Annotated in this window: 22 protein-coding genes; 4 read left to right on the top strand and 18 right to left on the bottom strand. The window is 64.7% G+C overall.

What is annotated here, in order from left to right; translation table 11 throughout:
- Nucleotides 1–11 precede the first annotated feature (11 nt).
- Both ACQY4Y_RS05330 and ACQY4Y_RS05325 read left to right on the top strand, forming a co-directional pair.
- Nucleotides 12–1,004, top strand: coding sequence for an aldo/keto reductase (locus ACQY4Y_RS05330; RefSeq protein ID WP_428489514.1), 993 nt, complete (start codon nucleotides 12–14; stop codon nucleotides 1,002–1,004).
- A 165-nt stretch (nucleotides 1,005–1,169) separates the two neighbouring features.
- Nucleotides 1,170–1,847 carry a hypothetical protein gene (locus ACQY4Y_RS05325; RefSeq protein ID WP_428489513.1) on the top strand — a complete coding sequence of 226 codons (678 nt, stop codon included), beginning with the start codon at nucleotides 1,170–1,172 and terminating at the stop codon, nucleotides 1,845–1,847.
- A gap of 35 nt (nucleotides 1,848–1,882) precedes the next feature.
- On the opposite strand, the gene ACQY4Y_RS05320 is transcribed toward ACQY4Y_RS05325, so the two are convergent.
- The 5 genes from ACQY4Y_RS05320 to secA form a co-directional block, all read right to left on the bottom strand.
- Nucleotides 1,883–2,035, bottom strand: a complete 153-nt coding sequence (locus tag ACQY4Y_RS05320; RefSeq protein ID WP_428489512.1) for a hypothetical protein — start codon at nucleotides 2,033–2,035, stop codon at nucleotides 1,883–1,885.
- A 272-nt stretch (nucleotides 2,036–2,307) separates the two neighbouring features.
- Nucleotides 2,308–2,961, bottom strand: a complete 654-nt coding sequence (locus tag ACQY4Y_RS05315; protein WP_428489511.1) for an epoxyqueuosine reductase QueH — start codon at nucleotides 2,959–2,961, stop codon at nucleotides 2,308–2,310.
- Nucleotides 2,958–3,683, bottom strand: a complete 726-nt coding sequence (locus ACQY4Y_RS05310) for a transporter substrate-binding domain-containing protein (RefSeq protein ID WP_428489510.1) — start codon at nucleotides 3,681–3,683, stop codon at nucleotides 2,958–2,960. Before ACQY4Y_RS05310 ends, ACQY4Y_RS05315 begins: the two co-directional genes overlap by 4 nt.
- A 124-nt stretch (nucleotides 3,684–3,807) precedes the next feature.
- On the bottom strand, nucleotides 3,808–4,476 hold the full coding sequence (locus ACQY4Y_RS05305) for a DsbA family oxidoreductase (protein ID WP_428489509.1): 669 nt from the start codon (nucleotides 4,474–4,476) through the stop codon (nucleotides 3,808–3,810).
- 321 nt (nucleotides 4,477–4,797) lie between these two features.
- The gene (secA, locus tag ACQY4Y_RS05300; RefSeq protein WP_428489508.1) at nucleotides 4,798–7,527 is read right to left on the bottom strand and encodes a preprotein translocase subunit SecA; all 2,730 of its coding nucleotides are present in this window, start codon (nucleotides 7,525–7,527) and stop codon (nucleotides 4,798–4,800) included.
- Between the two features lie 236 nt (nucleotides 7,528–7,763).
- On the opposite strand from secA, the gene ACQY4Y_RS05295 reads away from it, so the two are divergent.
- Nucleotides 7,764–9,578 (top strand): ABC-F family ATP-binding cassette domain-containing protein, encoded by a 1,815-nt coding sequence (locus tag ACQY4Y_RS05295; RefSeq protein ID WP_428489507.1) that lies wholly within the window; start codon nucleotides 7,764–7,766, stop codon nucleotides 9,576–9,578.
- Between the two features lie 130 nt (nucleotides 9,579–9,708).
- Here the strand turns inward: ACQY4Y_RS05295 and dapA are convergent, their stop codons facing one another.
- From dapA to ACQY4Y_RS05270, 5 genes are all read right to left on the bottom strand, one after another.
- Complete coding sequence (gene dapA / locus ACQY4Y_RS05290; protein ID WP_428489506.1) at nucleotides 9,709–10,611, bottom strand: 4-hydroxy-tetrahydrodipicolinate synthase; 903 nt, start codon at nucleotides 10,609–10,611, stop codon at nucleotides 9,709–9,711.
- Nucleotides 10,611–11,543: a dihydrodipicolinate synthase family protein gene (locus tag ACQY4Y_RS05285; RefSeq protein WP_428489505.1), complete on the bottom strand. Its 933-nt coding sequence runs from the start codon at nucleotides 11,541–11,543 to the stop codon at nucleotides 10,611–10,613. Before ACQY4Y_RS05285 ends, dapA begins: the two co-directional genes overlap by 1 nt.
- 3 nt (nucleotides 11,544–11,546) lie before the next feature.
- Nucleotides 11,547–12,251, bottom strand: coding sequence for an amino acid ABC transporter permease (locus tag ACQY4Y_RS05280; protein WP_428489504.1), 705 nt, complete (start codon nucleotides 12,249–12,251; stop codon nucleotides 11,547–11,549).
- Between the two features lie 17 nt (nucleotides 12,252–12,268).
- Nucleotides 12,269–13,111, bottom strand: a complete 843-nt coding sequence (locus ACQY4Y_RS05275; protein ID WP_428489503.1) for a transporter substrate-binding domain-containing protein — start codon at nucleotides 13,109–13,111, stop codon at nucleotides 12,269–12,271.
- A 177-nt stretch (nucleotides 13,112–13,288) separates the two neighbouring features.
- Nucleotides 13,289–14,008 (bottom strand): DUF1028 domain-containing protein, encoded by a 720-nt coding sequence (locus ACQY4Y_RS05270; protein ID WP_428489502.1) that lies wholly within the window; start codon nucleotides 14,006–14,008, stop codon nucleotides 13,289–13,291.
- Nucleotides 14,009–14,123: 115 nt separating this feature from the next.
- Between ACQY4Y_RS05270 and ACQY4Y_RS05265 the strand changes: the two genes are divergently transcribed.
- Entirely contained in the window at nucleotides 14,124–14,741 is a 618-nt protein-coding gene (locus ACQY4Y_RS05265; RefSeq protein ID WP_428489501.1) for an NIPSNAP family protein, read from the top strand.
- 27 nt (nucleotides 14,742–14,768) lie between these two features.
- Here the strand turns inward: ACQY4Y_RS05265 and xylB are convergent, their stop codons facing one another.
- The 8 genes from xylB to ACQY4Y_RS05225 form a co-directional block, all read right to left on the bottom strand.
- The gene (xylB, locus tag ACQY4Y_RS05260) at nucleotides 14,769–16,229 is read right to left on the bottom strand and encodes a xylulokinase (protein WP_428489500.1); all 1,461 of its coding nucleotides are present in this window, start codon (nucleotides 16,227–16,229) and stop codon (nucleotides 14,769–14,771) included.
- Between the two features lie 5 nt (nucleotides 16,230–16,234).
- Nucleotides 16,235–17,338, bottom strand: a complete 1,104-nt coding sequence (locus ACQY4Y_RS05255) for an ABC transporter ATP-binding protein (protein WP_428489499.1) — start codon at nucleotides 17,336–17,338, stop codon at nucleotides 16,235–16,237.
- Between the two features lie 169 nt (nucleotides 17,339–17,507).
- Nucleotides 17,508–18,323, bottom strand: coding sequence for a carbohydrate ABC transporter permease (locus ACQY4Y_RS05250; RefSeq protein WP_428489498.1), 816 nt, complete (start codon nucleotides 18,321–18,323; stop codon nucleotides 17,508–17,510).
- 3 nt (nucleotides 18,324–18,326) lie between these two features.
- On the bottom strand, nucleotides 18,327–19,241 hold the full coding sequence (locus ACQY4Y_RS05245) for a carbohydrate ABC transporter permease (protein WP_428489497.1): 915 nt from the start codon (nucleotides 19,239–19,241) through the stop codon (nucleotides 18,327–18,329).
- Between the two features lie 5 nt (nucleotides 19,242–19,246).
- A complete protein-coding gene (locus ACQY4Y_RS05240; protein WP_428489496.1) occupies nucleotides 19,247–20,581 on the bottom strand; it encodes an ABC transporter substrate-binding protein in 1,335 nt (444 codons plus the stop codon).
- Between the two features lie 117 nt (nucleotides 20,582–20,698).
- Complete coding sequence (locus ACQY4Y_RS05235; RefSeq protein ID WP_428489495.1) at nucleotides 20,699–22,180, bottom strand: mannitol dehydrogenase family protein; 1,482 nt, start codon at nucleotides 22,178–22,180, stop codon at nucleotides 20,699–20,701.
- Nucleotides 22,181–22,232: 52 nt separating this feature from the next.
- Nucleotides 22,233–23,231: an ABC transporter permease gene (locus tag ACQY4Y_RS05230; protein WP_428489494.1), complete on the bottom strand. Its 999-nt coding sequence runs from the start codon at nucleotides 23,229–23,231 to the stop codon at nucleotides 22,233–22,235.
- Nucleotides 23,231–24,751 (bottom strand): sugar ABC transporter ATP-binding protein, encoded by a 1,521-nt coding sequence (locus ACQY4Y_RS05225; protein WP_428489493.1) that lies wholly within the window; start codon nucleotides 24,749–24,751, stop codon nucleotides 23,231–23,233. The genes ACQY4Y_RS05230 and ACQY4Y_RS05225 overlap by 1 nt, the downstream gene beginning before the upstream one ends.
- Nucleotides 24,752–24,756 lie beyond the last annotated feature (5 nt).

Raw genomic sequence — 24,756 nt, 5'->3', positions numbered from 1 at the left:
AGGCACATCCCATGGCAACAGCGCCAAAGCTCGAACATCGCTCGCTCGGCAAGGGCCTATCGGTCTCTGCCATCGGCCTCGGCTGCATGTCGCTGTCCGGCATCTATGGCGAGGCCGACGACGCGGTCTCTGAAGACCTGATCCGCCACGCCATCGACAACGGCGTCGACCACCTCGATTCGTCCGACATGTACGGCTGGGGTCATAACGAAGAGGTGCTCGGGCGCGCCCTGAAAGGCCGCCGCGACAAGGTCGTGCTCGCCACCAAATTCGGCCAGATCCAGCGCCCCGGCCAATCCAACGGCGTCAACGGCCGTCCGGACTATGTTGCCCAGGCCTGCGAGGCCAGCCTGAAGCGCCTCGGCATCGACGTCATCGACCTGTATTACCAGCACCGCGTCGATCCCGCGGTTCCGGTCGAGGATACCATCGGCGCCATGGCCAAGCTGGTCCAGCAGGGCAAGGTGCGCTTCCTTGGGATGTCCGAGGCCGCGCCGGATCGTATCCGCCGCGCCCACCAGGTACACCCGATCGCCGCGGTGCAGACCGAATATTCGCTGCTGTATCGCGAAGAGGCCGAGGCGACCCGCAAGCTCACCACCGAACTGGGCATCGGCTTCGTCGCCTACGCGCCGCTGGGCCGCGGCTTCCTGGCCGGAGCGATCAAGAGTTTCTCCGATATCGACGGCCGCCGTTCCGCCCATCCGCGGTTCCAGCAGCAGAACTTCGACCAGAACCGCGCCCTGGTAGTGAAGATCGAGGCCATCGCCAGGGAAAAATCCTGCACCCCCGCACAGGTCACCCTAGCCTGGCTGCTGGCCCAGGGGCAGGACGTCGTCGCCATCCCCGGCACCCGCCACGCTGCCCGGTTCGACGAAAACCTCGGCGCCGTACACGTGAAGCTGTCAGCCGAGGAAACCGCACGCATCTCCGCTGCGATCCCCGCCGGGGCGGCAGCCGGAACGCGTTACCCGACCGGCGGAATGGCGGGAGTGTTCATCTAACCTGGAGTGTTCATCTGAAGCAACGATGAAACCGGAAAGCAATGATGTGGCCACGGTTAAACACGGTAACTGGCTCTCGGAGCGTGCTTAATGGTTACTAGGTCGTCGATTTCCAGAAATCCTTGACGCTACATCCAGTATCGGCAATTTGTCGAGGAGCGTACTTTGACGCAACAAGCTGAGGGAAGACCCGTTGGAGAAAAGTCTGTCTTTGATGTCCTCACGTGGGAGGATGTGAAAGAACATTACCTAGAACGGCGTAAAATCCATGACCGGTTGCGGAAGCTTCATGCGGATAAAAAGGCTATTCCCTTCGCCAGGTTGCTCGTAGGCATCAGCGACATCCACGGAAATTACAGTGCCAGAGATCATAACCTAGGCCCCAAGATCCTGGACCAAAATCCGAGGGCGCCCCAACGATTGTATGACCTCGCGGAACGGTTCCTGACCCTCGAAAATGTTCACGACGTGCCGCAGACAATCCGGAACGCTGGTCTCAAATACTTTCAAATCGGAGTTGGCTCTGAGGCATCGTGTCTACTCAACCCGCAAGTTTGTTGGATCGCCAACACTCGGAGCATCTGGACCCATCTAGTATTCAAGCACAAAGGCGACACTGGGAGGGCCAATGAGGAACTCAAACTTTATAGGAACGGGGAAGAGACCTCAGAGATGGCCTATAGAATGTGGTCTGGCATCCACCGGGAAATGGGAGATCATCTAGTGGACATTATTCAAGAGGCACGCAAGTTTGCAGATATGGCCTCAGTCAAACCCGGAAAGCTAAAATATATCTGGGCCGATGCAATTGCGAACGCCTTGTATGCCTACCACCATGACTGAAAGTTGCTCGAGCTCGGTCGCCTTCAGACGCTCCTTTACTTCTTTTGCACCGGCCCTGAAAATATCGTCCCTTTTCCGTACTGAGCCTCCAACATTTCCTTTGCCTTAAAATAGTTGTCGGCTTGCAAGGTCACTTCTTGCACGCCGCTCTTTAGCTTGATCTTCGCAGTAAAGGTGTGGATAGGCAACAGAGCTGCTCCCCGTCAACGATGTGCAGGTACTTGTACCCGAATAGGTTTCTCGCATCAAGAGGTCTGCTCGGACGGAAGCCCATAGTTCAGGGATATGGGGCGCCGCAACCTGCTGCGCCGCAAGCCGTTTCTCTTATCATTGGTGCCTGAAGCCGCCATCCTGCAGATCCGGGGCACCGTCGCGCCGGGCGTCACGCGGTACAACCGGCAATCGGTACCACCGGCGAACGGTCCGTTCAGGGCAGTCATGCCCCGGGGCGGTCAGGCCGTCATTTCGTGGCGCGATAGAACTGCGTGCCGATGGCGATCGGCTGCCGCCCGGTATCGTGGCGGTGCTTGTTGGTGTCGCGCAGTGAATAGACGCAGCCGCAGTATTCCTGCTGGTAGAATTCCTCGCGCTTGCTGATGGCAATCATGCGATCCGCGCCGCCACCCTTGCGCCAGTTGTATTCCCAGTAGGTCAGATCCTGGTACGGCGCCGCCGCCCGCACTCCACAGGCGTTGATCTGGGTCATGTTCTTCCAGCGGGAGATTCCCAGCGAACTGGTCATCACCGGAAAGCCGTGCTCGTGGGCATAAAGCGCGGTGCGCTCGAACCGCATGTCGAAGCACATCGTGCAGCGCGCTCCGCGTTCCGGCTCCCACTCCATGCCCTTGGCCCGAGCCAGCCAATTGTCCTTGTCGTAGTCGGCGTCCACGAACGGCACGTCATGTTTCTCGGCGAAGCGGACATTTTCGTCCTTGCGCAGCAAATATTCCCGCTTCGGATGAATGTTGGGGTTGTAGAAAAAAATGGTGTAGCGGATGCCGGATGCCAGCATCGCCTCCATCACCTCCCCCGAACACGGCGCGCAGCACGAATGCAGCAGGACGTTGGTCTCACCGCCGGGCGGGGTCATGACAGGGCGGGCGTCATCGCTCATCCCGGCGGCGCCACCGACAAACCGTTCACCTTGTGCTGCGCGATGAGCTGCGCGACCAGCCCAGAGGCCTTGGCTTCCTCCACGAACGCGCGCAGCCACGCCGCTGCCGCCGCGTTCGCCTTCGTCGTTCCGACTGCCTGCTGCACCGCGGTGAACTGCCCCGGCAGGATGACAGCGCCGGGCAGTTTCGCCACATCGCTGAGCAGCCGAGGGCGCAGGCCAGCCAGCGCGTCCAGTTTGTCGGACAGGAACTGATCCAGCGCGCTGTCCAGGCTGTTGGAGCGCACCAGCGTGGCCTGCTTGATGTTGCGTTCCAGCCAAAGATCGTAGGCGCTGCGGGCGGTCACCGCGATCCGCACGCCGGGCCGGTCCACGTCGGCGATTGCCTTCAGCGGCGACCCGGCGGGCACCAGATAGGTCGCCTCGATCTCGGCATAGGCGGCGGTGAAGGCGATCTTCTCGGCGCGCGCCGGTTCGGCACCGATCAGGCCGATATCCCAGACGTCGTTACCGGCGACGTCGGCCAACTCGCCCGGCTTGGGGAACGGGACATATTGGATCGGCACGCCCAAGCGATCGGCGATCGCGCGAGCCATGCTGGGCGATACCCCCTCGGGGTCGCCGGCGGGACTGCGCCCAGTGACAAGCAGGAAGTTGGACATGTTGATGCCGGCGCGCAGCGTGCCGTGCGGTGCCAGCTGGGCCTTGATTTCAGGGGTCATCGGGACGGTTCCGTTCTCGCCATGGGGAGCGCCGAGGCGGCGCACGAGACTTGGGTTCACCTGTTATCGCGAACTGCAGACGATAATAGTCGGCGACGCGGGGTCTCGGCAACCGGCGGGCGGGTCAGAACCGGAGCGTGCCGACGGTGGCGATATCCAGCAGACGTTCGATCACCTCGGGCTCCTGCGCGCCGGCGATGGCGTGCATGCCGTCGACGACGAAGCACGGCACGCCGTTGATGCCCAGCCGGTGCGCCCGCAGGTTGTCGGCGTGGATCGCCTCGGCTTCCGCGTCCGAGGCCAGGAACCGCCGCACCGTGACCCGGTCCATGCCGCAGGCGGTGGCGATCGCCACCAGCACGGCGTGGTCGCCGATGTCGCAGCCATCGGTGAAGTGCGCCGCGAACAACGCCTCCACCAAGCTGTCGGCTCGGCCGTAGCCGGCGGCGTAGCGCACCAGGCGATGGGCGTCCACCGAGGACGGCGTACGGCGAATGCGCTCAAAGTGGAAATCCACGCCCTCGTTGCGGCCGGTCTCGCTGATCGTCGCATAAAGCCGCCGAGCCCGGTCCTCGCCGCCGAATTTGCGCACCACGTAGTCCGGCCGCGCCATGCCGGCGCGTGGCATGTCGGGGTTGAGCAGGAACGGGCGCCAGACCAGTTCGAACGCCAGGTCGGGGCGGCGGCGCATCGTGCGCAACAGCCGCCGGACCCCCAGATAGCACCACGGGCAGACGAGATCGTGCACGATCTCGATCAGCAGCCGAGCCTTCGGGGGCGCCAGGACGTTCACCTCGCAAGTGTGACGCTTTCGCGGCGAATTGTCACGTCCCGATCGGGTCCGGCGCCCCCGCCGCAGGCCGCGATGTTGCGGTCCGTGTCAGGCGATTATCGAAATCCGATTGCAGTTCGCCAGCGGACCTGGTCGATAACCGCCGGTCCGTTTCCGGCCTCGGGCTGGCGGAACAGGCGGGCAGTGGGAACCGGCCTTGCTGATGCGGCGCCGAACCTTGCTGGATCCGGCGCGCCTAGCCGGATTGGTCGCGACGTCACAGACCCCAGGGCTTGATTGCGACGCGGCAGGGCGTCGGGTTAGCCGCGGCGGCGGCTTGGGTCAGGCCAGTCTGCCGTGGCAATGCTTGTACTTCTTGCCCGATCCGCACGGGCAGGGCGCGTTGCGGGGCGTCGCCGCCCAGGTGCTCTGGTCGGCGGGATCGACGGCGGCGGTGCGGATCGGCGCCGCGGTCACGACGCGCGGCGCGGCGGTGGGTTCGGCTAACGCGAGGTCCGACATCATCGCCGATTCCGGTTCGGCGTGGCTTTCCACCATCCGCGTCATCGGCGGCGGCGCCAGCGGCTGGTCGGGGGCCAGTTCGACGCGGGCCAGCAGGCTGCTGACGCGTTCCTTCAGTTCGCCCAGCATGGCGTTGAACATCGCGAACGCCTCGGACTTGTATTCGTTCAGCGGGTCGCGCTGGCCGTAGGCGCGCAGGCCGATGCCCTGGCGCAGATGGTCCAGCGCATACAGGTGCTCTTTCCACACCGCATCCAGGGTCTGGATCAGCAGGCTCTTTTCGATGAACCGCATCAGGTCGGGGCCCATATTGGCGGCTTTCGCGGCCATCATCTGCTCGACCGCTGCATCGATGCGTTCACGCAGGCCGGTTTCGTCGATGCCGTCTTCCTGGCCCCATTCTTCGATCGGCAGGGCCAGGTTGAACAGCCGTTCCACGTCGGCGGCGAGTTCGGCGAGTTGCCATTGTTCGGAGAAGGCTTTTTCCGGCACCCTGGCGGCGACCATCGGGGCGAGCACGTCCTGGCGCATGTCGGCGACGGTTTCGGTGACCTCGGTCAGCGTCATGAACTCCTTGCGCTGGGCATAGAGTTCCTTGCGCTGCGCATTCATCACGTCGTCGTATTTCAGCACGTTCTTGCGGGTGTCGAAGTTGCGTGCCTCGACCTTTTTCTGCGCCTTTTCCAGGGCCTTGTTGATCCAGGGGTGGACGATGGCCTCGCCCTCCTTCAGCCCCAGGCGCTGCAGCATGCCGCCCATCCGGTCGGACCCGAAGATGCGCATCAGGTCGTCTTCCAGCGAAAGGAAGAAGCGTGACCGTCCGGGGTCGCCCTGGCGGCCCGATCGGCCGCGCAACTGGTTGTCGATGCGCCGGCTCTCGTGGCGTTCGGTGCCGATGACGAACAGCCCGCCGGCATCCTTCACCGCCTGGTGAGCCGCGGCGTTTTCCTCGCGGATCTCAGCCTCGCGTCGGGCGCGGGCGTCCGGATCCTCGATTCCGGCAAGTTCGCGAGCCAGCCGGACGTCGAGGTTACCGCCGAGTTTGATGTCGGTGCCGCGGCCGGCCATGTTTGTGGCGATGGTGACCGCGCCGGGCGCGCCGGCCTGCGACACGATCCCGGCTTCCTGCTCGTGGAAGCGGGCGTTCAGCACCGCGTGTGGGACTTTCTTCTGCTTCAGCAGGTTGCTGATGGTTTCGCTTTTCTCGATCGAGGTGGTGCCGACCAGCACCGGCTGGCCCTTCTCGCGCGCCTCGGCGATCAGCACGGCGACGGCTTCGTATTTCTCCATCGCGCTGCGATAGACCTCGTCGTCCTCGTCCTTGCGGGTAACCGGCACGTTGGTCGGAATTTCCAGCACGTCGAGCTTGTAGATTTCGGCGAATTCATCCGCCTCGGTGAGCGCGGTGCCGGTCATTCCGGCGAGCTTGGGATACAGCCGGAAGTAGTTCTGGAAGGTGATCGAGGCCAGGGTCTGGTTCTCGGCCTGGACGGTGACGTGTTCCTTGGCCTCCAGCGCCTGGTGCAGGCCTTCCGAGTAGCGCCGGCCCTGCATCATGCGGCCGGTGAACTCGTCGATGATGATCACCTGGTCGTCGCGCACGATGTAGTCGACGTCGCGGGCGAACAAGGTGTGGGCGCGGACCGATTGCTGGACGTGGTGCACCACCGAGACGTTGAAGATGTCGTAGAGGTTGCCCTCGGTCAGCACTTCGGCCTGCTTCAGCATTTCCTCGACCGTTTCGCTGCCGGGTTCGGTCAGCGAGACGGTCTTGAACTTTTCATCTTTTTCGTAAGTTTCGGGGTCCTTGACCAGTTCCTTCACCACCAGATCGACCTGGCGGTAGAGGTCGGAACTGTCCTCGGCCGGGCCGGAGATGATCAGCGGCGTGCGGGCTTCGTCGATCAGGATGGAGTCGACCTCATCGACGATGGCGTAGCTGAACTCGCGCTGGACCATGTCCTCCAGCCGATATTTCATGTTGTCCCGCAGGTAGTCGAAGCCGAACTCGTTGTTGGTGCCGTAGGTGATGTCGGCCGCGTATTGGACGCGCTTGGTGTCCTCGTCCTGGCCGTGCACGATGACGCCGTAGGACAGGCCGAGGAAGTTGTAGACCTGGCCCATCCAGTCGGCGTCGCGGCGGGCGAGGTAGTCGTTGACGGTGACGACGTGGACGCCCTGGCCGGCCAGTGCGTTGAGATAGACCGGCAGGGTGGCGACCAGGGTCTTGCCCTCGCCGGTCTTCATTTCCGAGATCTTGCCGTCGTGCAGCACCATGCCGCCGACCAACTGGACGTCGAAGTGGCGCTGGCCGAGGGTGCGGCGGCTGGCCTCGCGGACCACGGCGAAGGCTTCCGTCAGCAGGTCGTCAAGGGTGGCGCCGTCGGCCAGGCGGGCGCGGAATTCCACGGTCTTGGCGGCGAGCGCTGCGTCGGTGAGCGCCTTCATGCCGTCTTCCAGCGCGTTGATCGCCGGGACCCGCCGCTGATACCCCTTGAGGGAGCGGTCGTTGGAGGAGCCGAAAATGGCGCGGGCGATGGAGGCGAGCATGCGGACCTTTCAGGACGGCCGGGTTCAGATAGGACCCGCGGGCGCCAGGGTCAACGAGAACGAGAGCACGACGTTGCGTTGGTTCGGTTGGAAGGGCGCGATCCGGCGGTTTGGGCGGTTCTGGCGGGCCGCGGAGGTCTGGTGCGGCGGTGCGATCCGGGGTGCCTGGTCCGAGGCACGCTGGAGAGGAGTTTGCCGCCTCCCGCTCGAGCCGCCGTTGATGTAAACGACCAGCCATGCCACCCCCCGCGCTCACGCTGCAAGACATCGCGCTTACCTTCGGCGCCGTGCCGCTTCTCACCGGAGCCGCGCTCTCCGTCACCGCCGGCGATCGCGTTTGCCTGGTCGGGCGCAACGGCTCCGGCAAGTCGACCCTGCTTCGGATCGCCGCCGGGCTGATTCAGTCCGATGCCGGACGCCGTTTCGCCCAGCCCGGCGCGACCGTCCGCTATCTTGCCCAGGAACCGGATTTTTCCGAATTCACCACCACCCGCGAATATGTCGAAGCCGGCCTGACGGACGCCGCTGCGACCGACAGTCACCGAGCCAATTACCTGCTGGAACAGCTTGGACTGACCGGCACCGAACACCCCTCGACGTTGTCAGGCGGCGAAGGCCGCCGCACCGCGCTGGCCCGCGTGCTGGCGCCGCAACCCGACATCCTGCTGCTGGACGAACCCACCAACCACCTCGACCTGCCCGGCATCGAGTGGCTGGAACAGCAACTCGCCGAGATGCGATCCGGCATCGTGCTGATCAGCCACGACCGCCGCCTGCTGGAGCGGATCTCGCGCCGCACCGTCTGGCTGGACCGCGGTGTCACCAAGGTACTCGACCACGGCTTCGCCCAATTCGAGAGCTGGCGCGACCAACTGCTGGAACAAGAGGATTCCGAACGCCACAAACTCGGCCGCAAGATCGTCATGGAAGAAGACTGGCTTCGCTACGGCGTCACCGCCCGGCGCAAGCGCAACCAGAAGCGGCTCGGCGACCTGCACGCACTGCGCAAGAAACACCGGGAACAACGCGCCGCGCTCGGCAAGGTGAAGCTGGAGGCAACCGAGGCAGACCTGTCGGGGCGGCTGGTGACGGTGGCGGAAGCGGTGTCGAAAACCTTTGGTCAGCGTAGCGTGGTGCGGGATTTTTCCACCCGCGTCATCCGCGGCGACCGTGTCGGCATCGTCGGACCGAACGGCGCCGGGAAGACCACCCTGCTCAACCTGCTGACCGGCAAGCTGGCCCCCGACACCGGTGAGGTGAGGCTTGGCACCAATCTGGCCGAGGTCGAACTGGACCAGCGGCGGGAAACGCTGGATCCAGGCCAGACGCTGTCGCAGGCGCTGACCGGCGGGTCAGGTGATACGGTGACCGTGGGCGGCCAGCAGCGCCACGTCGTCAGCTACATGAAGGATTTCCTGTTCGGTCCCGAACAGGCCAACACCCCGGTTGGCGTATTGTCCGGCGGAGAGCGTGGCCGGCTGACCCTGGCGCGCGCCTTCGCCAAACCATCCAACCTGATGGTGCTGGACGAACCGACCAACGACCTGGACCTGGAAACGCTGGAACTGTTGCAGGAAAGACTGGCGGACTACAGCGGCACCGTCCTGCTGGTCAGCCACGACCGCGACTTCCTCGATCGCGTGGTCACGTCGGTGATCGCCACCGAGGGCGATGGACGCTGGACCCAATATGCCGGCGGCTATTCCGACATGTTGACACAGCGCGGCCCGGTGCGGACTGCCGCGACGGCGACCCCGGGCCGGGCCCGAACGGCGGCCCCGGCGAGCCGAGCGGCAAGCCGGAAGATGACATTTAAGGACAAGCATGCGTTGGACACGCTGCCCGCACGGATTGCCTGGCTGGAACAGGAGGTCATGCGGCTGAACACGGTGCTGGCCGATCCCGATCTTTATGCCAGACACCCGGCCGAGTTCGCGGCTTCGACCGAGGCGCTCACCGCCGCTCAGACATCGCTGGTCGAGGCCGAGGACCAGTGGCTCGCACTCGAGCTGCTGCGGCAAGAACTGGAGGCTGGCGTCCCGGGCGGCTGATCCGTCCCGCCGGAGCGGAATGCGATCGCATTCGGGATCCCTGCGACAAAGCCGGGCCTTGTCATGGATGTCCGCACGGACCGCGAAAGGATCAATCTCCCGCGCGGCAACCGAAGTCACCGCCGCCGATTTACCCGCGCGGGCTGGGGGCCGGCGTGAAATGCAGGCCAAACCGCCGCACCAGCGCGCCCATCGCCGCGTCCTGAGCGGGCGGCAAAGGCAGCCGGGGCGGCCGCGGCGGCCCGGCCGGGAACCCCATATGGTTCAGCAGGGACTTCGTGCCGCTGACAAAGGGCGGCCCGAACACAGCCTGAATGATCGGCAGCCAGTGATGATAAAGCGTGCGCGCCTCGATGATCCGATCTTCGTTCACGACGAGTTCGAACAACCGGGCCATCGGCGCGGGAGCGACGTTGGAGGCGACGGCAACCCATCCTTGCGCGCCTGACACGAAGGATTCGAAGCCCAGGACACCGCCGAACACCGTCAGCCGGTCGCCGCACAGACGGATGATGTCGCGCACCCGGGTGATCTCCAGGGTCGATTCCTTGATGTAGAGACAATTGTCGATGGTCGCGAGACGCGCGACAATGTCCGGCCTCAGATCGACGTTGGTCACGGCGGGATTGTTGTAGATCATGATCGGAATACCGAGGGCGTCGGAGACGGTCTTGTAATGATGGTACAGCTCGTCCTCGGTCGGCGTGCAGTAGAATGGCGGAATGATCATCACGCCATCGGCGCCCAGCTTTTCCGCCTCGCGGGAGCGGCGCACGACTTCGCGCGTGTCCTCGGCGCCGGTGCCGACGATCACCGGGACGCGGCCGGCGGCGGTGCGCACCACCGTCTCGACCACCGCGGTGGTTTCGTCGTTGGACAGCGACAGGAATTCCCCGGTCGAGCCCAGGGGAATCAGCCCGTGGATGCCTTCGGCGATCTGCCACTCGGTGAAGCTGGCGAGCGCGGCGAGGTCCAGTTCGCCGCGCTCGTCGAACGGGGTGATGGTGACGGAGAAGGTGCCCCGAAACGACATCATGGTCCTCCGGTCAGGCCGGCCCGCGCCATGGCGGTTTCCAGCAGCGCCGCCTCGCCGCCGGTCACCGGCCCGACCGGCGGGCGCACGTGCGCCGCGGGGATGCGGCCGAGCCTGGCGAGACAGTGCTTGATCCGCGCGGTCGCGCGCCCGCCAGCACCGGCGCCGTAGATCGCGTCCGCCAGCGGCTCGATCAGCGCGTGCACCCGGCGTGCCTCGGTCAGGTCCGAACGCCGTACCGCCGCGTCCAGGGCGACGATCGCTTCGGGCACGATGTCCGCCAGCGACACCATGCTGCCGTCGGAGCCATGCGCGTAGCAGGCCAGAAGGTGCTCATCGCCGCTGGCCAGGACCGCGACATCCGCCCGCTGGGCGCGTACCTGGCGCAGCAGCGCGTCGTAGCGGTTGACCTCCCACCCGCCGTCCTTGATGCCGACGACCTGCTCGATCGTCAGCAGGCGCGCCAACACCTCCGGTCGGAACGCCATCCTGCCGGCGTTGACGCTGCCCTGGAACAGGAAGAGGGGCACGCCGGGCACCGCGGCGGCGATGATCCGGTGGTGTCTCTCGGCCATCTCGTCATCCTGCGCCAGGGCGAAGCTGTTGGGCGCGAAGACCATGATGGCGTGGGCCCCTTCCGCCTGGGCTTCAGCGGCTTCGGCCGCTGCTTCCAGGCTGCTTTCCTGGTTGACGCCGGCGACGACCAAGCGGCCGGCGCCGGCGGCCTGCACGGCTTCCCGCACCGCGCGCCGCTTTTCCGGACGGGTGATGACAAAGTTCTCGCCGGCGTGGCCGTTACACAGGACGCCGACGATGCCGGGCAGGTCCGTGCAGGCGCGAAGGTGTTCGATGTAGGCATCCCAGTCCGGCGTGAAATCCGCCCGCATCGGCAGGATCGCGCTGGGGTAGATGCCGTGAAAGCGGGCGGTCATGCGCTACCCTTCCACGATCGCAAGGGCCGGCCGAACCCCACGATTGTCCGCGTAGCCGCGGTTGGCGCGCCGCTCCAAAGCCCGCTGGGCCACGTCCCACAGGCTGGTGAGCAGCAAATAGTAAACCGCGATCGCACAGTAGACTTCCAACACGTCAAAATTCACCTGCATCAGCAACTGGCCGCGGCGCATCATCTCCTCCATCGAAATGACCGACGTGATCGCCGTCGCCTTCAGCAGCCCGTTCACCGAGTTGCCCAACGGCGGCAGGATGATCCGGAAGGCCTGGGGCAGCGTGACCAGCCGCAGCGTCTGCGGCCGTCGCAGACCGAGTGCCTTGGCGGCGTCCGACTGGCCGGCGGGCACGGCAGCGAAGCCGGCGCGGATGATCTCCGCCAGATAGGCGGCTTCGTTCAGCGACAGGCCGAGGAAGGCGGACACCGTCACGCCGAAGGTGATGCCGAGCTGCGGCAGCCCAGTATAGATGATCACCAACTGAACGATCAGCGGCGTGCCGCGAAACAGCCAGATATAGGCGCCGGCCGCGAGCGACAGCGTGCGGATGTTCGATCCGCGCGCCAAGGCGAGGAGCGTGCCAAGCGCCAGCCCGACCAGCATCGGGAAGATCGTAAGAAGCACCGTGATGACCAGCCCGCCGAGCAGATACGTGTTGTCGAAGTATCCCAAAAACGCGTGCACATTGAACATGGTCCGGCCGCGTCAGGCTAGCTTGGCCCTGTTCCGCGTATGGCAAAGCTTTTGTCCGGAATTGGAGTCATCCCGAACTTGTCGAACAGCTTGTCGTACAGGCCGTCCTTGCGAAGTTCGGTGAACGCTGCCGCGGTCGCCTCGGCCACGGCCTTGTTGCGGAAATCGAAGGTAATGTCGGTGCCGCCGAAGCCGGTCAGCAGCAGCTTCATCCGGGGCAGCTTGCTGACCGCCTTGGCGGTTTCCTCGATCGTGATCACGGCTTGCACCTGGCCGGCGCGCAGGGCCGCCGTGGCATCGGTCGCGGTCTCGAAGGTGCGAAGCTGGATCGGCTTCATGCCCTTGGTCGCCATCTGGGCGTTGACCTCCTCGACCTTGCGCTGCTGATAGGTGTTGATCTCGATGCCGGCGACATGGCCCGACAGACCCTCGATCGAGGTGAGTTTCAGCGGCGACGTGTCGGTCGCGAAGACACCGATCGCCTGCTGCGCGTACGGCACCATGTACATCAGCTTGGAGCGTTGCTCGGTCCAGAACATGCCGGTGTCGATCCCGTCGAAGCGGCCCCCCTTCAGCGCCGGCACCATGGCGGGGAAATCCATCCGGATGAACTGCGTCTTGAGGCACAGTTTGTCGCCCAGCGCGCGGCCGAGTTCGACGTTCAGTCCCTGGAGTTCACCCTTTGCATCGACATATTGCTGTGGCGGCAAAGTCGGGTTGATGGAGAGCAGCAGCTTGCCGGGTTCGATAAGATCGGCGCCCGCGAGTTTCGGGGTACAGGCTTGCGCCGACGATGCATGGCTCGACAGCGTGACGGCGGTCAGGGCGAGAGCAAGGCAAGCAAACGCGGGGATACGCATGAAACCTCCGGCTGCGGGACTGACGCGTGGAGCAGCAAGTTCCATGCCAGCCCGGGGGCGGTATGCGCCGCCAGGGGGGGGGTCAACGAAAAACTCATGGTCCGCTTGACTGCGGTATTTACAAGTTTCCTTGCCGGTCAGACCAATGGGCCGAAACAGGCAGAGTTTGGCTACAGCCTATCGCCTGAACCGCAAGTCCAGGCCCCGCGCGATCCAGCCTTGCTCGATCGTGTCCAGATTGGTCAGGCCCGAAGGATTCGCTTTCGATGGCGCGATCCCCAACCTGGCAACACCCTCGGCCTTCCAGATCGACAACAACCGACGCAATTCCCGCAACGGTTCGCCGTGGTCATCGACCCGCAGGTCCAGATCGGGAAAATCCTCGGTCGAGACCATCAGCATGGCGGCCGACTGCCTGCCGCGCCGATCGCCGCCCGCCGCTTCTCCCGATTCCATCGCCGTCATCAGCCGGTCGGGCATCGGCAGCGACCGGTTGGCTTGCCAGGCCGCCAGTGTCGCAGCCACCGTCGGTTCCCCGGTCAGCATATTGCCGGCGACGCTGATTCCGCCGGCGGACACGCTGCCGTACCACTCGACGCAATTCCCCCCGGTCCAGGCCGCGCTGCGGCCGTTGCGGTCGACCGCGTGGACCTGGCGGATGCCGCGCCCGTCGTCGCCGACCAATGCGCCCTCGATCGCTGCCGCGGGTGCCAACCCCCGCGCCATCGCGTCCAGGATCGCCGGGCCCAGATAGCGGTTGGTCATCGATTGGGTCGAAACCGCGCCGACCTCGGCCCGTACGAACGGGCAGGACGCGCCGACCGCGAACGCCTTGGTGGCGACCGCCACCGCGAAGCAGCCGGAGTTCGGATCATGCGCAACGATCGACCAGGTCATGACGGCGACTCCCCTCGACCAGTGGGCCTCTCGACAGGCGGGCAAATTTCCCCGGTTATTTCTCCCTTGGCCGAACATGGCCTAACCTGCCACCCGGCAACAGGGGAGAACGCCGATGATCATCGAAATGCGCACTTACACGCTGCAGCCGGGCAGCTTGGCCGAGGTGGAGAAACGTTTCGCCGAAGCCATTCCGATCCGCGAGAAGCACTCCAAGCTCGCCGCCTTCTGGCACACCGAAATCGGACCGCTGAACCAGATCATCCACGTCTGGACCTACGACAGTTTCGAGCATCGCAGCGCGGTCCGCGCCGCCGCCACGAAGGACAGCGGTTGGCCGCCGCCAACGCGTGAATTCACCATCACGCAACAGAGCGAGATCTTCCTCCCGGCGCCGTTCTCACCCGCCCTGGAACCGCGCCAGATCGGGCCGCTGTTCGAGATGCGCCAGTACACCCTGATCCCCGGCGCAATTCCCGGCCTGATCGAACGCTGGACCGACAAGATCGAGGGCCGCACCAAGTTCTCGCCCCTGGTCGGCGGCTGGTACTCGGAATTCGGGGCGCTGAACAAATGGGTCCACATCTGGGCCTACAAGGATGCCAACGAGCGGTTCAGCGCGCGCGCGGCGGCGACCGCCAGCGGTCAGTGGCCGGCTCGTAATCCGCCCGGCGTCGTGGTGAAGCAGGAGAACGCCCTGCTGATGCCGTCGGCTTTCTCACCGATCCGATAAACCCGGCCGACCCGCGAGGGAGCGATCTCATCGCTCCCGAACCACCTCGGCGACGCCACGGTTCAACGCGCGGTATTGCGCGATCCGCGGCGCATAGGCTGCGACCAGATCGGGCGGCGGCGAAATCGTCTCGGCGCGCACCGGCGCCGAACACACGGCATCTGGCGCCTCGCCGGTGACGGCCATCCGGGCCAGCCGCGCGGCACCAAACGCGCCGCCGGTTTCACCCGCCGCCAGGCGATGCAGCGGGATACCCAGAACGGCGGCGATGATCGCTATCCAAGGAGCGGAACGGGACCCGCCGCCGATCACATCCGCCGACTCGATGCGTGTGCCCGAGGCCGCAAGCGCGTCCAGACAATCATGCAACGAAAACGCCACGCCCTCCAACACCGCCTGAGTCAGCAGGCGGCGGTCGGTGTCATGCGACAGCCCGGCGAACGCGCCACGCAGCGTGCCATCGTTATGCGGCGTCCGCTCGCCACCCAGATACGGCAGAAACAGCGCCGGGCTGGGTGCGACCGGCACCCCGACCTCGGCCAGCAATTCAGCCTCGGAAACGCCGGTGATGCCTGCCCACCATGCCAGCGAGGCGGCGGCCGACAGCGTGACGCCCATCTGGTGCCAGGTCTCAGGCACGGCATGGCAGAACGCGTGCACGGCGGCCTGCGGCCATGGCCTGAACCGGTCGGTGGTGGCGAACAGCACACCCGACGTGCCCAGCGAAACGAACGCGTCGCCCGGATGGATCGCCGACAGCCCGACCGCACCGGCGGCATTGTCACCGGCACCACCGGCCAGGACCGGCCGCCGCGCCATCCGCCAACGCGCCGCGAGTTCGGGTCGCAGCGTGCCCGCGGCCGCGTTGCCCTCGACCAACCGCGGCATCGCCCGACGCGACAATCCGGTGGCGGCGAGCATCACGTCGGACCAGTCACGCCGACCGACATCGAGCCACAATGTGCCGGACGCGTCCGACATCTCCTCGATCATTTCCCCGCTCATCCGATAGCGCACGTAAGCCTTCGGCAGCAGCACGGTGCGCAGCGCGGCAAACACCGCCGGTTCGTGCTTGCGCAGCCAGAGCAGCTTCGGCGCGGTGAAACCCGGCATCGCGATGTTGCCGGTGACCTGTCGCAGATCCGGCACCGCCTCCTCTAGCTCGGCACATTCGACGATCGAACGGACGTCGTTCCACAGGATGGCGGGACGCAGCACATGGCCGGTCTGGTCCAGCAGCACCGCGCCATGCATCTGTCCCGACAGGCCGATGCCCTGAACGGCCGACAACGCGGCCCCATGCTCGCGGCCGATGCCATCGACAGCGTCCAGCATCGCCTGCCACCAGGTCAGCGGATCCTGCTCACTGTGTCCCGGCGCCGGGCGCTGAACCGATAGCGGCACCGTGGTGCTGCCCAGCACCGTCTGCGCGCCATCCACCAGTGCGGCCTTGACCGCCGAAGTGCCGAAATCGAGGCCGAGGAACACGCCGCTCAGGCAGCCAGCGGATGCCGCGCCCGTTGCGGCAAGGCCTGACCCGCCTGGTCGAACAGGTGGCAGGCCCTGGGATCGACCGCCAGCCGGATCTGGTCACGCGCGCGGGTCGCGTCGCTGCCCTCGATCTGCACGGTGATAGGCTGCTTGTCTTGCAATCCGACGTGCAGCAAGGTCAGGCCGCCAAGCCGCTCCACCAGGGTGACCGTTCCGTTGATCGGGCCGGCCGGGTCCAGGCGCAGACCTTCAGGACGAATGCCAAGCGTCAGCTTCTCGCCCACGCTGTTGGACGCCGCCTCGATCGGAACCATGATCCGAACACCGGAGGGCAGCGCGACACTGGTACCGGTTGCACCGGCTTCGGCCACGCTCGCCTCCATCAGGTTCATCCGTGGCGAACCGATGAAGCCGGCGACGAACAGGTTTGTCGGATGATGGTACAGTTCCAGCGGCGAGCCGACTTGCTCCACCCGCCCGGCCTGCAGCACGACGATCTTGTCGGCCATCGTCATCGCCTCGATCTGGTCGTGCGTGACGTAGATCATGGTGGCGTTGAGTTCCTGATGCAGCCGCAACAATTCGATCCGCATCTGCCCGCGCAGCGCGGCATCCAGGTTCGACAACGGCTCGTCGAACAGGAACACCTTGGGCTGGCGCACGATCGCCCGCCCGATCGCCACGCGCTGGCGCTGCCCGCCGGACAGGTCCTTCGGTCGCCGCTCCAGATACGGCTCCAATTGCAGGATGCGGGCAGCTTCATCGACCTTGCGGTCGCGTTCCGACTTCGCCACCCGAGCCAGGCGCAGCGCGAACGCCATGTTCTGCCGCACCGTCATATGCGGATACAGCGCATAGGACTGGAACACCATCGCCAGGCCGCGATCCGCCGGCCCGACCCGATTGACCCGCTTGCCATCGATCAGCAGATCGCCTTCGGTGATCTCTTCCAGGCCGGCGATCATCCGCAGCAGCGTCGACTTGCCGCACCCCGACGGCCCGACGAACACCACGAACTCGCGGTTGTCGATATCGAGGTCGATACCCTTGATCACCTCGAACGACGCGTAGCTCTTGCGAAGATTGCGCAGTTGCAGCGTTGCCATGGGCAGGCTCCCTTTTTTGATCGTCCTCCGACCGTTGGCCTCGGACGATCACGTTCCTTTGTTTGATCGCGTGATTCACGTCCTCCGACCGTTGGCCTCGGACGATCACGCTCCTTTGTTTGACCGCGTGATTCACGTCCTCCAACCGTTGGCTTCGGACGATCACGCTCTACTTCACCGCGCCGAAGGTCAGGCCTGACACCAATTGGCGCTGGCTGAACCAGCCGAACACAAGGATCGGCGCGACGGCCATCGTCGAGGCCGCCGACAGTTTGGCGAAGAACAATCCCTCGGGACTGGAGAATGAGGCGATGAACGCGGTCAGCGGCGCGGCCCCCGCCGATGTCAGGTTCAAACTCCAGAACGCCTCGTTCCAGCATAGTATCAATGACAGCAGACCGGTCGAGGCGACACCGGGCAAGGTCAACGGCAACAGCAGATGCCAGACCTCGCCGGCGGTGCGCGCGCCGTCCATCCGCCCTGCCTCCAGGATCTCGTTCGGCACTTCCTTGTAGAAGGTGAACAGCATCCAGACGACGATCGGCAGATTCATCAGCGCGTAAATCGCCACCAGGCCGGTGCGCGTATCCAACAGCCCCATGGTGCGGAACAGCAGATAGATCGGCACCAGCACGCCCACCGGCGGCAGCATCTTGGTCGACAGCATCCACAACAGCGTGCCGCGAGTCCGTCGCGTCGGATGGAACGCCATCGAGTACGCCGCCGGAATCGCGAACAGCAACGCCAGCACGGTGCCGCCGACCGAGATCACCACGCTGTTCAGCGCGAAAGACAGGTAGTCCGCGCGGGCGAACACCTCACGATACGAATCCAGCGACGGCGTGAAAAACAAGCTCGGCGTGGTCGCATCCCGCTCGGATTTGAAGCTGGTCAGCACCATCCAGGCGATCGGGAAGAACAGCAGCAGTGCCGCACCCCAGCCGACGATGAATGACAACAGACGTTGCAGTGGTGTAGCCCGCATCCGCTATACCTCCAGCCGCCTGGCGATGCTGCGCACCAGGAAGAAGGCGACGATGTTTGCCAGCACGATGGCGACCACGCCGCCGGCCGACGCACCGCCGATATCGTACTGCAGCAAGGCCCGGGCATAGATCAGGAAAGCCAGGTTGGTGGTGGCATTCCCGGGACCGCCCGAAGTGGTAACGAAAATCTCCGCGAACACCGTGAGCAAAAAGATCGTTTCGATCATTATCACAACGCCGATGGCGCGTGACAGATGCGGCAGGGTGATGAAGAAGAACTGCGCCAGCACCCCCGCGCCATCCATCCGCGCGGCCTCGCGCTGTTCGTGGTCCAGCGACTGCACCGCGGTCAGCAGGATCAGCAACGCGAACGGCAGCCACTCCCACGACACGATGGCGATGATCGAGGCCAGCGGCAGCTGCGCGAACCAATCGACCGGTTGAAATCCCAGCGCGCTCGCCACCGCGCCGAACACCCCGTAGATCGGGTGCATCAGCAGGTTCTTCCAGATCAGCGCGCTGACCGTGGGCATCACGAAGAATGGCGAGATCGCCAGCACCCGAGCGATGTTCCTGCCGGCAAACGGTTGGTTGAACACCACAGCCAGCAGCGTGCCGAGGCCAACCGTGATCACCAGCACCGCGACCAGCAGGATCAGGGTGTTTTCCAGCGACACCCAGAAATCCGGATCGGTCACCAGATAATAATAGTTGTCGAAGCCGGCGAACCCGTGCGTGGTCGGGTCAACCAGGTTATAGTACTGGAAAGAGAACCAAAGCGTCATCACCAGCGGAACGATCATCCACGCCAGCAGCACGATGACCGAAGGCGCCAACAGCAGCGGACCCACCTTGCGGGTCGCCGGCGCCTCGGCGTCCAGCGGCGCCGCGGCGTCAGGAGTGAAGGTCGCCGACATCGGCGTTATTTCTTCGGGTAGCCGGCCATCCGCATGGTCCGTTCGGTTGCGGACTCGGCGGCCTTCAGCGCCTGGTCCACCGTGGTCTGACCGGTCAACGTGCCGGCGATGGTCTGCCCAACCTGGGTGCCGATGCCCTGGAATTCAGGGATCGCCACGAACTGCGCGCCCTGGTACGGCCGCGGCTGCTGGGTCTGGCCATCCGGATTGGCAACGTCGATGGCGTTGTGCACGAATGACGCGAACGGCGCCGCCTTCTGGTAATCGGGGTTGTCATAGGTCGAAAGACGAGTGCCAGGAGGCACCGACACCCAGCCATTCTTCTTGGCCACCAGCTCGATGTATTGCTTCGACGTCGCCCAGGTCACGAACGTCCGCGCCGCGTCCTTTTGCTTCGACGATGTCGGGATCGCCAGGTTCCAGCTCCACAGCCAGGTCGGCGCACCGGCGAAACTGCCGGTCGGCATCGGCGCGAATCCTACCTTGTCGGCCACCGAGGATTGCTTCTTGTCGTACAGCAGACCGCCCGCGACGGTGGCGTCGATCCACATGCCGCAATGCCCGCTGGCGAATAGCGCCAGGTTTTCGTTGAACCCGTTCGAGGTCGCCCCTGGCGGGCCATCGGCCTTCAGGATGTCGTCGTAGAAGCTGATCGCCTTGTGCCATTGCGGGCTGTCGATCACCGGCTTCCATTGCATGTTGAACCACTGGCCACCCTCGGCATTCACCAGCGAGGTGACATAGGCCATGTTTTCGCCCCAGCCGGGCTTGCCGCGCAGGCACATGCCGTAAATCTGCTTCGACTTGTCGGTGATCTTGTCGGCAAATCCGCGAATCTGATCATAGGTCGGCTTTTCGGGCATCTTGAGCCCGGCCTTCTGGAACAGATCGGTGCGATAATATGTCATCGCGCTTTCGCCATAGAACGGCAGGCCATACAGCTTCCCGTCGTAGGTCAGCCCGGCGCGCACCGGCTTCAGCAGATCATTGACGTCGTAGGACGCCGGCAGATTGTCCATCGGCACCAGCCAGCCCTGCTTGGCCCAGATCGGCACTTCATAATTGCCGATGGTCAGCACGTCGAACTGCCCGGCCTTGGTCGCGATATCGGTGGTCACGCGCTGGCGCAGCACGTTTTCCTCAAGTACCACCCAGCGCAGATGGATGTCGGGATGCAGCTTCTCGAATTCCGAGGAAAGACTCTGCATCACCACCATGTCGCCGTTATTGACGGTCGCGATGGTGATGGTCGAATCGGCCCAGGCCAAGCCGCTGCCGCCGAACAGGATTGCCGCGGCGGACGCCAGAACTGTCAGGCCGTCGCGGAGAATACGAGCCATGGAAATCCCTCCTCGGTATTTTTCTGCCTTGAATCGGCGGCTTAGTTTACGGTCTCATGGACGCGCGACCCGGTCAACCAAAGTCACGCTTGTGCAAGGATATCTGACCGAAGCACTTCAAAACCCCAAGCTGCGCGACGCCTCCGCCAAGGTTTCCGCGGCGCCGATGTCGTACAGCGACCCCAGCCACCGCCCAACCGGCTGACACAGCCGAGTGTCCGAACCCAGATCGCCAAACAACCGAGCGATCCCGAGCAGCGCGCGAGGATCGGCTCCGCCCTCGATCGCCTTGGCGCGCAACTCGTCGGCCAGCGGGTGGCGAATCTCGATCGGCTGCCCCTGCTCGTCCTCGCCGCGCACACGCCGCATCCACGCCGCCAGCGCCAGCGCCAGAAGCTCCACCGACCCGCCGCCACGTAGTCGGTCACGGATCGGATCCACCAGGACATTCAGCGGCGCGTCGGTGTTCACCCGTTCCACGGTGTCCTTGATCGCCGGATTGGCAAACCGCTCGATCAGCGTTGCCTTGTAGCGCGCCAGGTCGATTCCCGGGATTTCCGGCAGCGTTGGCCCGGTCTCCCGGTCCATCAGCGCAGCCATGAACCGAGCGATCGGCGCATCCGCCATCGCCTCGGCAATGGTGTTATGACCGATCAGGCGGCCCAAGCCGGCAACCGCCAGATGGCTGGCATTCAGCAGCCGAAGCTTCATGAATTCATACGGCGCGACGTCGGCCACGAACTGCGCGCCGACCTCCTCCCAGGCTGGGCGGCCGCCTGGAAAATCATCCTCGATCACCCATTGGGTGAAGGATTCGGCGAACACCGGCCAGCGGTCGATCACGCCGTATCGTTCGGCCAGCAAGGCGACGTCCTCCGCCGCCGTCACTGGCGTGATCCGATCCACCATCGTGCTGGGGAAGCAGCCATTGGCCGCGATCCAGCGCCCCAGGCCAGGGTCGCGCAGCTCGGCCAACGCCAGTACCGCCTGCCGCAGCACGGATCCATTGTGCTGGATGTTGTCGCAGGTCAGCGCGGTGAATGGCGTCGACCCCGCCACCATCCGCCGGCGATAGGCTTCCACCACGATGCCGATCGCGCTGGCCGGTTGTTCCGATTTCGCAAGATCACGGCGGATCAGCGGATGCTCCGGATCGAGTTGCTTGGTCGAGCGGTCCAGGCAATAGCCGTGTTCAGTGACCGTCAGGCTGACGATGCGGATCGCCGGCTGGTCGATCGCCGCCAGCAAGCCCGTGCTGGACTCGCCGGCGAACACCACGTCCGCAAGTGACCCGATCACCGCGACCTTCTCCTCGGTCGCCTCGCGTTCGACCAGGGTGTACAGGTTGTCCTGCGGCCGCAGGCTATCGCGCATCCGCTGATCCGCCGGCATCAGCCCGGCACCGATAATCCCCCAGCCGAGCGCGTCCGTCCGGCGCTGCATCAAGTCATGCGTGTAGCGCGCCATATGCGCCCTGTGGAACCCACCCAAGCCCAGATGAACGATCCCACCACGGACCCGGGCTGGGTCGAAGCCGGGCACCGCGACGGGCGGCGGCAGGCGGCCAAGATTGGCGCGGTTGAGCCGGACGGGTTCCACTTCATTGCTCCCTGTCAGTCCTGGCCCAACGATGCAGACGCCTGACCCTCGGTCAACTGATTTGCGTCGCCGCCGGACGCCCGCGTTGCACATCGAGGGCAACCGACGCCTCCCGCCGTTTCTGCAGTTGCTGGTCCGCCAGCACGCCCAGCAGGATGACGGTGCCCATTACCGCGAAGTTCAACGAGCTTGGAATGCCAAGGATGTTGACCAGGTTTTGCAGCACCTGCAGCAGCGCGGTACCAAGAACGATGCCCAGAATCGAACCCTCACCGCCGCGCAGGCTGCAACCGCCCAGCACCGCCGCCGCGATCGCGTAAAGCTCATAAAAGTTGCCGAACGTCGAGGGCGATACCGAATTGGTGTAAAAGACCAGAAAGATCGTCGATACCCCAGCCAACAGCCCGCTCAACACATAGGCCCCCGCGATCACCAGGTTTGTGCTGATACCGGAATATCGTGCCGCTTCTTCGTTTTTCCCAACCGCGAACAGGTAGCGGCCGAATACCGATCGATGCAGCACCACGCCGACGATCAGCGCCACCACGATCAGGAAGATGAAACTGTGCGGCAGCCCGAAACTGCGCCCGGAGGCGAGCCAGCTCAGCGTGTCGGCGGAATTGCCATAGCCGAACCCCATGGTCGAATCATCGGTGTAGTAACGCGCCGCGCCGCGATAGATCAGCAAGCCGCACAGTGTCACGATAAAGGGTTGCATGCGCAGCCGAGTGATCAGCAGACCCTGGAGCGCGCCCAGCAGCAGCCCTCCGGCCAGCACCGCCAGCAGCGCCAGCGGCCATGCGACACCGCGGTTGGCGATCAGGTCGATGAAAATCACCCCCAGCAGCGAAAACATCGAACCGACTGACAGGTCGATGCCGCCGGTGATGATGGTCAGACCTTCACCGATCGAGAACACCCCGAACAAGCCGATCAGATTGGCCATGTCCAGCAGGTTCACACCCGACAGGAACTGCGGATTCAACACCCCGGTGATGGCGCTGATGACGACCAGCAGAAGCAGCAGGCCGAGTTCCTTCTTCGGCAGCATCAGGCCGCCTCGGCGGGGTCGAGCGCCTGGCCGATGGCGAGCCGTAATACGTTGTACTCGCTGAACTGTGCGCGCTCCAGAATGCCGCTGATCGCGCCTTCGAACATCACCGCGATACGGTCCGATACACCGATTACTTCCTCCATGTCGGACGAAATCATCAGGATGCAGACGCCCCGGTCGGCCAGTTCACGCATCAGCGTATAGATCTCGTTCTTGGCACCGACATCGATGCCGCGGGTCGGCTCATCGAAGATCACCACCCGCGGCCGCATCGACAGCCACTTCGCCAGCACGACCTTCTGCTGATTGCCCCCGGAAAGCGTAACGACCGTGGTCCGGTCGCCGGGTGCCCGGATCGACAGTCGAGCCCGCTGTGTCCTCGACGCCGCCTGCTCCGCCGCCCGGTTGACAAGCAACATCCTTGCATAGGCCAGCAAGTTGGCGAGGGTGATGTTCTCGACCACCGGCATGTCCACGATCAACCCAGCCCGCTTGCGGTCTTCTGGCACCAGATAAATCCCCTGCTGTATCGCGCGGCGCGGCGAGCGAATCGTCATCCTTGCCCCGTCCAGACGGATTTCACCGCCGACGATCGGATCGATCCCGAACAGGGCGCGAGCCAGCGACGTGCGGCCGGACCCCACCAGCCCGGCCAGTCCAAGGATTTCACCGTGGCGGACCGCCAGGTTGACCCGCCGACCGGGAAAATCCTTCGTCTCCACCTCCAGCAAATCGCAGCCGCCGGGCTTGGGTTCAGCCGCCGGCGGGATATACAGCGCCTTTAGATCGCGTCCGATCATCAGGCGGATCATCGTTGCATGATCGATCTGCTGCCCTGTCAGTTCACCAACCACCCGACCGTCCCGTAGACAAACCACGCGATCGGAGCAGGCCTTCACCTCACCCAGTCTATGCGAGATGTAGATCACCGACACCGCGTTCGCCCGCAACTCCGCAACCACCTTCAGCAGCCGCTCGGTTTCCTGCAAACTGAGGCTCGAGGTCGGCTCGTCCATGATGATGATGCGCGCATCGACCGACAGCGCCTTGGCGATCTCCACCAGTTGCCGCTGCGCGATGGTCAAGCCCTGCACCGGCGTGTCCGGCCCGAAATCCGCCCCCAACCGAACCAGCAACGGCGCCACCCGCTCGCGCAGACGCCCGCGGTCGATCAACCGCAGCGGGCCGAAACCCAGCGGCTCGCGGCCCATGCCGACGTTGGCCGCGACGTCCAGGTTCTCGAACAGGTTGAGTTCCTGATGCACGAACGCGATACCGGCGCGCATCGAGTCGTTCACCCCAAGCATCGCGTGGTCGCGGCCGTCGATACGGATCGTGCCCGAGGTCGGCGCAACCACGCCGCCCAGAATCTTCATCAACGTGGACTTGCCGGCACCGTTCTCACCGATCAGACCAAGAACCTCGCCGCGTCCGACCGACAGGTTGATGTCATCCAGCGCGGTGACGCCCGGATACAGCTTGGTTATCGCGGCGAGTTCGATCAGCGGCCCCGGCATCGGCC

The organism is Rhodopila sp. (assembly GCF_965277165.1).
Taxonomy (GTDB): Bacteria; Pseudomonadota; Alphaproteobacteria; order Acetobacterales; family Acetobacteraceae; genus Rhodopila.
The sequence above is the reverse complement of the archived record's forward strand: the minus strand, read 5'-3'. Positions and strand labels throughout refer to the sequence as shown.